Origin of the sequence: Microbacterium testaceum, assembly GCF_003075375.1 — a bacterium.
In the GTDB taxonomy this organism is placed as follows: domain Bacteria; phylum Actinomycetota; class Actinomycetes; order Actinomycetales; family Microbacteriaceae; genus Microbacterium; species Microbacterium testaceum_E.
Genome location: NZ_QDFT01000064.1, coordinates 1 through 10,169 on the forward strand (window position 1 = coordinate 1; position 10,169 = coordinate 10,169).

Consider the following 10,169-nt stretch of genomic DNA (forward strand, 5'->3'; position numbering starts at 1 on the left):
TAGTAATACGTGAAGCTGACCGGTACTAGTAAGCCGATGACTTGATAACACACCTGTTTTTGGTGCTTGCGTCCACTGAGTGGTTCTCGATGTACGGTCGGGAACACAACAATGAAACATATCGTTGTTGGTTTTTGAAACATCAATAGTGTTTCGGCGGCCATAGCGAGAGGGAAACGCCCGGTCACATTCCGAACCCGGAAGCTAAGCCTCTCAGCGCCGATGGTACTGCAGGGGGGACCCTGTGGGAGAGTAGGACACCGCCGGACTTCTTTTCAGCCGAAATGGCCACCCAAAGCTGGGTGGCCATTTCGCATTTATGCGCAGGTTTCGCGCGCACGGGTGACAGCGCCGGTGCGAACCCACCCCGATTCCAACGGGGGCGGGTCCGCGCCGGCGCTTCGTCGTACCCCGCGACGATAGGCTCGACCGGTGAGCGAGTTCTCGGGGCACCTTCCGGGAAGTCGCGAATATCGCCGATTGCTCGTCGGGCTGTTCTTCGGTGGGGTGGCGACCTTCGCTCAGCTTTACGCCACCCAGGCCGTGCTGCCGGCGATCGCCGCCGACCTGCGGGTCGATCCGGCGGACGCGGCGCTGACGGTGTCGGCATCCACTCTCGGGCTCGCGATCGCCGTGATTCCGTGGTCGGTCGTCGCCGACCGGGTGGGACGCGTCCCGGCCATGACGATCGGGCTGATCGCAGCGACCGTCCTGGGCGCGATCACCCCGTTCGCGCAGGACGTCGGTCCGCTGCTCGTGCTCCGGCTGCTCGAGGGCGTGGCCCTCGGAGCAGTGCCCGCGGTGGCGCTCGCCTACCTCAGCGAGGAGGTCGCTCCGCGCCACGTCGCCGCTGCGGCCGGCTCCTACATCGCCGGAACCACGGTGGGCGGTCTGACCGGGCGAGTCGTGTCGGGGTGGATCGGCGAACCCGTCGGGTGGCGGTGGGGGGTGGCATCCGTCGTCCTTCTCTGCGTGATCGCGGCGGTGATCTTCCTCACGCTGGTGCCGACGGCGCGGGGGTTCGTCCCGCAGCGTGCGCGCGCGATCCGCGGGCCGTCGCTCCGGCGTCGGGTGGCGGCGAACCTGCGGTCGGGCGCGCAGCTGGCGCTCTATGCGCAGGGGTTCCTGCTGATGGGCGCATTCGTCGCGGTCTACAACTATCTGGGCTTCCATCTTTCGGCCCCGCCGTTCTCGCTGGCCCCGGCGATCGTCACGCTGCTGTTCCTCGCCTACCTCGCCGGTACGGTGTCGTCTCCGCAGGCGGGGGCGCTGGCGGTGCGATACGGGCGGCTGCGCGTGCTGCTCGCGAGCACGACGGTGATGGCGATCGGGGCGGCGGCGATGCTGATCCCCGTTCTCCCGGCGATCCTGGTGGGGCTGGTGCTGTTCACCGCGGGGTTCTTCGGCGCCCACGCGGTGGCCTCCGGGTGGACCCCGGTCGCCGCGGCGCCCGGCGCGCGCGCTCAAGCCTCTGCGCTGTACTACCTGGGGTATTACGCCGGATCGAGCGCGTTCGGATGGGGGCTGGGGGTGGTGTTCGGAGCTCTCGGTTGGGGCTGGTTCCTCGCCGCGGTGCTGGGGTTGTGCGCCCTGGCGCTCGTCCTCGCGGCGGCGGCGCTGCGGACGGCGCCCTCCGTGCCGTCCTGATCCGGCGACACGAGAGCGCCCCGGGTCAATGCCCGCGTCGCATGTCGGCGGTGTCGACTAGCGTCGAGGGTGACGTGAGGGAGGTCGCGAGTGGACGACGCTGAGGAGCGCACCATGGCGGAGGACGAGATGCTCGGAACGGGGGCGGAATCGACCACCGACGGTGCCGAGCCGCTCGAGACGGTCTCCGAGATCAGTTACGACGAGCAGCGCTACCCCGCGCGGCCGCGGCGGCTGCGTCCGCGCGATCAGTTCCGGGGCGGCACGCTGCGGCGCTTCCTGACCGACCCGCGTAACGCGAACGGCGGCAACCCTTCGTACGTCGAGTGGCTCGTGCGCCAGTCGATGCTCAAGGACGCCGACGTGCTCAGCCGCCAATTGTCGGGCCAGCCCTCGATGTGGCGCAACCCGTACGCCCGCCCCGATGCGCGTCGGGCGATCGAGTCGACGGACGTGTGGTTCACCGCCTATCCGATCTCGCTCATCACGCGGCCGGGGGAGTCCTTCCTCGATGCGCTCGGAGACGAGGCGCTGTGGGAGGCGTTCGAATGGGTGGGGATCAACGGCATCCACACCGGACCCGTCAAGCGGGCGGGCGGCATCACGGGGTGGCAGGAGACGCCCAGCGTCGACGGGCACTTCGATCGCATCAGCACGCAGATCGACCCCGAGTTCGGTGACGAGAACGCGTTCCGTCGCGTCGCGGACGTCGCCGAGTCCCACGGCGGCAGCGTCATCGACGACATCGTGCCCGGCCACACCGGCAAGGGGGCGGACTTCCGCCTCGCCGAGATGGCGTACAAGGACTACCCCGGGATCTACCACATGGTCGAGATCCCGCGCGAGGACTGGGCGCTGCTGCCCGAGGTGCCCGCCGGGCGCGACTCCGTCAACCTCGACGCCGAGACCGAGCGCGAGCTGAGCGCCCGCGGCTACATCATCGGCGAGCTCCAGCGCGTCATCTTCTACACCCCGGGTGTGAAAGAGACCAACTGGAGCGCCACCGCGCCGGTGGTCGGTACCGACGGTCTCGAGCGGCGCTGGGTCTACCTGCACTACTTCAAAGAGGGTCAGCCCTCGATCAACTGGCTCGACCCGACGTTCGCGGGGATGCGCCTGGTCATCGGCGACGCCCTGCACTCGCTCGGCGACCTGGGGACGAGCGCGTTGCGCCTGGACGCCAACGGCTTCCTCGGCGTCGAGAAGAGCGCCGAGGGACTCCCCGCGTGGTCGGAGGGGCACCCTCTCTCCCACGCGGCGAACCACATCATCGCGGGCATGGTGCGAAAGGTCGGCGGGTTCACCTTCCAGGAGCTCAACCTGACGATGGAGGACATCCGCGACACGGGAGCCGTCGGCGCCGACCTGTCGTACGACTTCGTCACCCGTCCCGGTTACCACCACGCCCTGGCCACCGCGAACACCGAGTTCCTGCGTCTGGCCCTCACGACCGCGCTCGAAACCGGGGTCGAGCCCGTGCAGCTCGTCCACGGCATGCAGAACCACGACGAGCTCACCTACGAGCTCGTGCACTGGGCGACGACGCACCGCGACACGCTGTACCCCTTCCGCCATGATGAGCGCACCGGCGGCGAGATCGCCGAGACGGTGCGCGCCGAGCTGACCGAGAAGCTCACCGTCGAGGCCGACTACAACCTCGTGTTCACGCAGAACGGGATCGCCTGCACGACGGCATCCCTCATCGCCGCAACCCAGGGCAAGGCGACCCTGGCCGACATCGGCGACGACGACGTGCCCGCGATCCGCGATGCGCACCTGCTGCTGGCGAAGTACAACTCCTGGCAGCCGGGCGTCTTCGCCCTCTCGGGATGGGACCTCACCGGATCGCTCACGCTCCCGGCCGACGATGTGCGGCACCTCATCTCGTCGGGCGACACCCGCTGGATCGAGCGGGGCGCGCACGATCTGCTCGACGTCGCCCCCGAAGCGGCGTCGTCGGTGTCGGGGATGCCGCGGGCCCGGTCGCTCTACGGCTCGCTCGGCGATCAGCAGAACGACCCGGATTCGTTCCTGTCGGGGCTGCGCGACGTCCTGCGCATCCGCGGGGACCACGGTATCGCCGTGGCGTCGCAGGTCGACATCCCGCAGGTGGGCCACCCCAGCATGCTCGTCATGGTGCACCGGCTCGACGGTGGGGACCGACGCGCCGACGACGCTCCCCTGCAGATCACGGTGCTGAACTTCTCGAACGAGACGATCGAGGGAACTGTGCGCTCGGAGTGGCTGGTTCCCCAGAGCTCCGCCGTCGACGCCGCGACCGGCGACGTCGTCGGCCGTGTGGACGAGCTGCAGAGCTTCTCGCTCGAGCTCGGGCCCTACGCGGGGCTCTTCCTCGTGCTCGAAGCCCCCGAGACCGAGGACTGACGAAGCGCCCCGGCGCCGATGTCGGGGGCCGGGCGTACCGTGAAGGCGTGCCCGCCCCCGACTCGACCGCACGCGTTCCGCCGGATCGCGCCACTCTCGCGCCCGGCTCGCCCGGCCCCCGCCGGCCCGCCGTCGAGCTGCCGCGGGGGGAACGCGCGACGTCCCCTCCATCCGGCCCCGTCTGCCTCGTACCCGACTGCGCGGGTGCGGCCGATGCGGACGCGCCCGTCGCGCTGTGCACGTGGCACGCGGCCGTCAGCGCCGATTGGTCGAGCGGCGCGGACGGGGTCACCGACCTGTTGCCGACCCCCTGTCGGCTGTGCGGGTCGCGACTCGGCGTGCGCTGGCCGAGCGGCTGGTTGTGCGCGGTCTGCGAGTGGCGCCACGGCGAGCCGATCGACGACGAACTTCCGCCCCCGCGCATCGACGTGGTCTACTACCTGCGCTTCGAGGACCGGATCAAGATCGGCACCACCGCCCGCCCGCGGCAGCGCCTGGCCGCGATCTGGCACGACGAACTGCTCGCCTTCGAGCCGGGCGACCGCCTGCTCGAGCGGCGTCGTCACGAATCGTTCGCGGCGGAGCGTTTCGGACGCACCGAATGGTTCCGCCGTTCCCCCGCGCTCGACGCGCACATCGCGTCAGTGGCCGCGCTGCATGAAGACCCCTGGTCGGCGTACGCGCTCTGGACGAGCGAGGCGATCGCCCGCCGCGGCTGACCCGCCGCGGCTGACCCGCCGACGACGAACCCGTGCGGGGCAACCCCTCGTCGCATTCGGGGCCGCGCGATTAGCGTGGGGAACCTATCCGGGAGGTAAAGATGGGTTTCCTCGATCGATTGTTCGGCTCCGGCGACGACGACCGCCGGCGCAATGCCGCGTCTTCGCCCGACGCGCGGCCGAGCGCCAGCGGGTTCCGTGACGGCGACGGCCGCTACGCGCCGCCTCCCGCGCAGGCGGCCGGGGGCGCGGCATCCATCGGTCCGGACCCCGGGGCGCAGGACGCGGAAGCAACCGATCGTCAGGCGGTCGAGCGCTATCGCTACCTGTTGCGCACCGCGCCTCCCGAGACCGTCGAGCAGGTGCACGCCGAGGCCTTCGGTCGACTGACTCCCGCACAACGTCAGCAGGTGCTGCAGGAGCTGTCGGCGGGGCTGTCACCGGCCGAGCGTCCCGCCAGCGACGATCCGTCCGTTCTGGCCCGCGCGGCGACGCGCGCCGAGTACTCCCGGCCCGGGTTCATGGAACGCACGTTCGGTGGACGCTCGTTCTCGGGAGGGCCGGGCTTCGGCTCGATGCTCGGGGCGTCCATGCTCGGCACCATCGGCGGCTACGTCGTCGGATCGGCCCTGGTGGGTGCCCTGTTCGACCCCGGCTACGACGCGGGCTACGCCGACGGGGCGGCCGCCGACCAGGGCGCCGTCGACGCCGCCCCCGCGGATGCCGGCGGCGCGGACGCCGGCGGGATGGACGCGGGCGGGATGGACGCGGGGGGCGGGTTCGATCTGGGCGGCGACTTCGGCTTCTGATTCTCCGGTGAGGCCGCGCGGCGTGCCGCCGCGGCGACACCCCGTGCGAACGGGTCGGAAACGCTAGGGTCGAGGCCATGGCGCCCCCGACCCCGAGCGAGCGCGCCGGGCTGCGCCGCAACGCCGTGGCGAATCAGCTGCTCCTGGCCGCGGCGACGGTGCTGGGTGTCGTCGTGTCGATCCTGCTCGCGCAGATCGTCGACGCGACGCTCTTCTTGACGGGTGCGTCGACGATCTTCCTCGGCGCGGTGGCGGCCGTGCTGGTGCCCTGGGACCGTCTGCCGCGGTGGACGGTGGGGATCCTTCCCGTGCTCGACGTCGTCGCGATCGCGGTGATGCGCGAGAGTTCGCCCCTCGCGGGGCTCGGCGTCCTCTGGGCCTTCCCCGCGATCTGGGTCGGCAGCGTCTTCGGGCTGTGGGGCGTCCTCGTCCTGACCGTCGTCGTCGCGAGCGTCATGGTGCACCAGGCCATGGCGATCGACATGCAGCGCTTCGCCTCGTCGACCTTCGTTCTGCCGTTCGTGGTCGCCGCGCTGTCGACCATGGCCCACTTCACCGCTCGACGCACGCGCGCGCAGCGCGAGCTGCTCGAGAAGCAGTCGGCCGAACTGCGACGCGCCGTCGAGCGCGCCCGGCGTCAGGAAGATCTGGTGACCGAGGTTCTGGATGCCGTCGACTTCGGCATCACCCGCATCACGCCGGCGGGGGAGTTCGCGGTGACCAACACCGCGCACGCCGTCCTGCTCGACGCGACGGACCCGTTCGGCGCCGAGATGGCCGTCTTCGCGGCCGACGGATCGACCGCGATCGCGCCCGAGGCGTCGCCCCTCGCACGCGCCCGCGCGGGCGAGGTCTTCGAGGGCGAACTCGTCTGGTACGGGGCACCGGGCGAGGGCCGGCGCGCTCTCAGCATCACGGCGCGACGCCTGCCCGCGAGCGACAGCGGCGAGGCGGGAGGGGTGGTCGTCTCGCGCGACGTCACGGTCGAGGAGCAGGCGCGGCGCGCGCGCGAGGACCTCATCGCCAGTGTTTCGCACGAGCTGCGGACGCCGCTGACCTCGATCATCGGCTACCTCGAGCTCGCTCTCGACGACGACACGATCGCCGAGGGCACCCGCGATCGGCTCGCGGTCGCCGAGCGCAACGCCTCGCGTCTGCTCGAGCTCGTGGCGGACATCCTCGCCGTCTCGTCCACCTCGCGCGAGGGGATCGGGGTGGACCTCGAGCTGCGTCCCGCCGACGTCTCGGCCATCGTCCGCGCCGCGATCGAGTCGATGGCTCCGCGCGCGGCGGACCACGGCATCCGCATCGAGACGACCGGCATCGACGAGGTGCGCGCCCTCGTCGACGCGCGCCGTCTGCGCCAGGTCGTCGACAACCTGCTGTCGAACGCGGTCAAGTACATCCCGCGCGGGGGTGCCGTCGAGGTGACCGTGACCACCGACGTGCACTCCGTCCTCATCGCCGTCGCCGACGACGGGCCCGGCATCAGCCCGAGCGAACAGGCGCGTCTGTTCGAGAGGTTCTTCCGCGGCGACGCCGTGCGCAAGTCCTCGACCCACGGGAGCGGACTCGGGCTGGCCATCAGCCGCGACCTCGTGCGCGCCCACGGGGGAGAGATCACCGTGCGGACGGCACCCGGCGAAGGGGCCACGTTCACGGTGCGTCTGCCCCGCGAGTCCAAGGAGATCCCGTGAACCTGGACGTCCTGACCCTTCAGGCCCTGACCTCGCTCGTCATCGTGGTCTCGACCGTGATGTATCTGCTGGACACCCTGATGCTCAAGGACGGGATCCCCGGGCGACTGTGGGCGAGCGCCTTCCTGTCGGGCACGTTCTCGGCCGTCTGCTACCTCGCGTGGCTCCTGCTCCCGGACATCTTCTTCGCCGTCGCCGTCGGGAACGGCGCCTTCGTCGCGGCGACCGGCTTCATCTGGCTCGGGTGCGTCGCCTTCAACGGTCGGTCGGTGCGCGGGGCGTCCTGGGTCATGGCCGCCGTGGTCGCCGTGACGATCGCCGCGGCCCTGGCCGCGGGGCCCGACGGAGGCGACTGGGCGGGGGCGGTCCCGTTCTTCCTCGGCAACGCCCTGTTCGCGGTCCTCGGGGCGTTCGAGACGCGCCGCGGGGCGATCGGGCGCCGGTGGAGCGCCGGCGGCTTGACCGCGATCCTCGCCGTCGAGGCGGTGTGGTTCACCGCTCGCACGGTGGTCTTCGTGGCGGCCGGTCCCGACAGCGAGCTCTTCCGCGCGGCTTTCGACACGCGCGTCTCGGGTTTCCTCACCACCACCCTCGTCATCGCGGCGGTGGTCGTGACGTCGGTGCTCCGCGCGAACGAGTCGGCTCTGCGCGGCACGTCCGAGATCCGACGCCTGTCGGTCGACGCGCACGGCGTCCTGCTGCGCGAGTCGTTCGAGGCCACCCTCGCCATCATCTGCCGTCGCGCCGAGAACGCCGGTGAAGAGATGTGCGTCGTCGGCATCCGCGTCGACGACCTCAAGCGCGTGGCCATGGCCTTCAGTCCGGAGGACGCCGAGGGCTTCGCGCGAGAGCTCCGCATCTCGGTACGTCGTCACGCCCCGACGATGTCGCTCGTCGGGGAGACGGATGCCGCCGGCCTGGCGGCGGCGTTCACCACCACCCCCACCACCGACGTCGGCCGCGTGGTGCGCGTCCTCCACGAGCGCATCGACTCGGACTTCTCGCGTCTGGGGGCCTCGGTCGTGCCGGTCGTCGGCGTGGGTCTGGCGCTGTCGTCGGACCATGGCTACGACGCCCACGCCCTCGCCGCGCGGGCGGACGAAGCGGCGGGCCTCGCCGCCGTGACCGGGGAGCAGGCGCTCGGACCCGGGTGACGCGCGGAGCGCGCGATCGGCGGATGCCGGTGCCCGGAGCCCGTCAGTCGGAGAGCGCCGCGAGCTCCTCGACGCGCTGCCGCAGCTCGCGCGGGCGGAAGGGCTTGGTCAGGTAGTCATCGGCGCCGGCCTCTCGTCCGGCGCGTTGCTCGGCCTCGTCGGCCCGTGCGCTCACCATGAGGATGCGGGTGGAGCTGAAGACGCGGATGCGCCGCGCGGTCTCGAAGCCGTCGATACCCGGCATGCTCACGTCGAGCGTGGTCACGACCGGATCGTGGCGTCGCACCAGCTCGATGCCGTCGAGCCCGGTAGGGGCGGCGTGCACCTCGAAGCCGGCGCCCTCGAGGACGACGGACACGAGCGTGCGGATGTCGAGGTCGTCCTCGATCACCACCGCGGTGCGGGAAACGGGCATGACGGTGCTTTCTTCGGGCGGCTCGGGATGTTCCGCCTGGTCGAATGGTAGACGACCGGGCGCGCGAACGCCCGCCTCGCACGAGGGCCGGGGGCATGTGGCATCCTGCTCGGGTGCCTCTTGTTGCGCTGACGGGCGGGATCGCCTCGGGCAAATCCACCATCGCGAAGCTGCTCGCCGAACGCGGAGCCGTCGTCGTGGACGCCGACGCGATCGTCCGCGAGGTCCAGGCGCCGGGCTCGGCCGTGCTCGCCGCCATCGCCCGTGAGTTCGGCGAGGTGCTGCAGGCCGATGGCGCCCTGGATCGCGCCGCGCTCGGCGCTCTCGTGTTCGGTCATCCCGAGCGGCTGGCCGCGCTGAACGCGCTCGTGCATCCGGCCGTCCGCGCAGAATCCGAGCGGCGGTTCGCCGAGGCGTTCGCGAGCGACCCCGGTGCCGTCGTCGTGTACGACGTCCCCCTGCTCGCGGAGGCTCGCGGGGGCGATGCGTGGGACCTGGTCGTGGTCGCCCACGCTCCGGAGGACGTACGGGTGCGGCGGCTCGTCGAGACGCGCGGGCTGAGCGAGGACGACGCCCGGGCGCGCATCGGATCGCAGGCCTCGGATGCCGAGCGCCTGGCGCTCGCCGACGTGGTGATCGACACCTCGACGACCCTCGACGAGACGCGGCGTCAGCTCGACGAGCTCTGGCAGCGGGTCTCGGAAGCTCGCTGACGCCGTCCGCTCGCGCACGGCGAACGCAACCCGACCCCGATGTCGGAGGCCCCGCCTACGCTGGAAGCATGCAGGCCACCCGTTCCGTCCGCCCCTTCGAGGTCATCAGCGAATACTCCCCGTCCGGCGACCAGCCCCAGGCGATCGCCGAGCTCGCGGGACGCATCAACGCGGGCGAGACCGACGTCGTCCTCCTGGGTGCGACGGGTACCGGCAAATCGGCGACCACCGCCTGGCTCGTGGAGCAGGTGCAGCGGCCGACCCTGGTGCTGGCCCACAACAAGACCCTCGCGGCGCAGCTGGCGAACGAGTTCCGCGAACTCATGCCCAACAACGCGGTCGAGTACTTCGTCTCGTACTACGACTACTACCAGCCCGAGGCGTACGTCCCGCAGACCGACACCTTCATCGAGAAGGACAGCTCGATCAACGCCGAGGTGGAGCGTCTGCGGCACTCGACCACGAATTCCCTGCTGTCGCGGCGCGACGTCGTCGTCGTATCCACGGTGTCCTGCATCTACGGCCTCGGTGCGCCCGAGGAGTACCTGCGCGCCATGGTCGCTCTGCAGGTGGGGGAGCGGTATGACCGCGACGCCCTCATCCGCAAGTTCATCTCGATGCAGTACAACC

At 70.9% G+C, this 10,169-nt stretch carries 9 protein-coding genes and 1 rRNA gene; 9 read left to right on the top strand and 1 reads right to left on the bottom strand.

The window, feature by feature from the left end; translation table 11 throughout:
• Window positions 1-152 precede the first annotated feature (152 nt).
• The 7 genes from rrf to DC432_RS15025 all read left to right on the top strand — a co-directional run bounded on the left by rrf (window position 153) and on the right by DC432_RS15025 (window position 8,411).
• Window positions 153-269 (top strand): 5S ribosomal RNA (gene rrf, locus DC432_RS14995).
• Window positions 270-432: 163 nt separating this feature from the next.
• Window positions 433-1,647 (top strand): MFS transporter, encoded by a 1,215-nt coding sequence (locus DC432_RS15000; protein WP_243393161.1) that lies wholly within the window; start codon window positions 433-435, stop codon window positions 1,645-1,647.
• Window positions 1,648-1,776: 129 nt separating this feature from the next.
• Window positions 1,777-4,032: a maltose alpha-D-glucosyltransferase gene (gene treS, locus DC432_RS15005; protein ID WP_116538550.1), complete on the top strand. Its 2,256-nt coding sequence runs from the start codon at window positions 1,777-1,779 to the stop codon at window positions 4,030-4,032.
• A 338-nt stretch (window positions 4,033-4,370) separates the two neighbouring features.
• On the top strand, window positions 4,371-4,751 hold the full coding sequence (locus DC432_RS15010; RefSeq protein ID WP_347707132.1) for a GIY-YIG nuclease family protein: 381 nt from the start codon (window positions 4,371-4,373) through the stop codon (window positions 4,749-4,751).
• 101 nt (window positions 4,752-4,852) lie between these two features.
• Window positions 4,853-5,560 carry a hypothetical protein gene (locus DC432_RS15015; RefSeq protein ID WP_165801296.1) on the top strand — a complete coding sequence of 236 codons (708 nt, stop codon included), beginning with the start codon at window positions 4,853-4,855 and terminating at the stop codon, window positions 5,558-5,560.
• 77 nt (window positions 5,561-5,637) lie between these two features.
• Window positions 5,638-7,257 (top strand): sensor histidine kinase, encoded by a 1,620-nt coding sequence (locus tag DC432_RS15020; RefSeq protein ID WP_116538545.1) that lies wholly within the window; start codon window positions 5,638-5,640, stop codon window positions 7,255-7,257.
• Window positions 7,254-8,411, top strand: a complete 1,158-nt coding sequence (locus DC432_RS15025; RefSeq protein ID WP_116538546.1) for a hypothetical protein — start codon at window positions 7,254-7,256, stop codon at window positions 8,409-8,411. The genes DC432_RS15020 and DC432_RS15025 overlap by 4 nt, the downstream gene beginning before the upstream one ends.
• 43 nt (window positions 8,412-8,454) lie before the next feature.
• Here DC432_RS15025 and DC432_RS15030 read toward each other — a convergent pair whose 3' ends face one another.
• Window positions 8,455-8,826, bottom strand: coding sequence for a response regulator transcription factor (locus tag DC432_RS15030; protein WP_116538547.1), 372 nt, complete (start codon window positions 8,824-8,826; stop codon window positions 8,455-8,457).
• A 113-nt stretch (window positions 8,827-8,939) separates the two neighbouring features.
• On the opposite strand from DC432_RS15030, the gene coaE reads away from it, so the two are divergent.
• Window positions 8,940-9,539 carry a dephospho-CoA kinase gene (gene coaE / locus DC432_RS15035; RefSeq protein ID WP_116538548.1) on the top strand — a complete coding sequence of 200 codons (600 nt, stop codon included), beginning with the start codon at window positions 8,940-8,942 and terminating at the stop codon, window positions 9,537-9,539.
• 68 nt (window positions 9,540-9,607) lie between these two features.
• A partial coding sequence (locus DC432_RS15040) for a DEAD/DEAH box helicase family protein (RefSeq protein ID WP_165801297.1) occupies window positions 9,608-10,169 on the top strand: 562 nt, incomplete at its 3' end.

Coding starts and splice junctions, on each gene's coding strand:
- treS (WP_116538550.1), top strand. CDS start 1,777: ATGCTCGGAACGGGGGCGGAATCGACCACCGACGGTGCCGAGCCGCTC.
- DC432_RS15015 (WP_165801296.1), top strand. CDS start 4,853: ATGGGTTTCCTCGATCGATTGTTCGGCTCCGGCGACGACGACCGCCGG.
- DC432_RS15020 (WP_116538545.1), top strand. CDS start 5,638: ATGGCGCCCCCGACCCCGAGCGAGCGCGCCGGGCTGCGCCGCAACGCC.
- DC432_RS15030 (WP_116538547.1), bottom strand. CDS start 8,826: ATGCCCGTTTCCCGCACCGCGGTGGTGATCGAGGACGACCTCGACATC.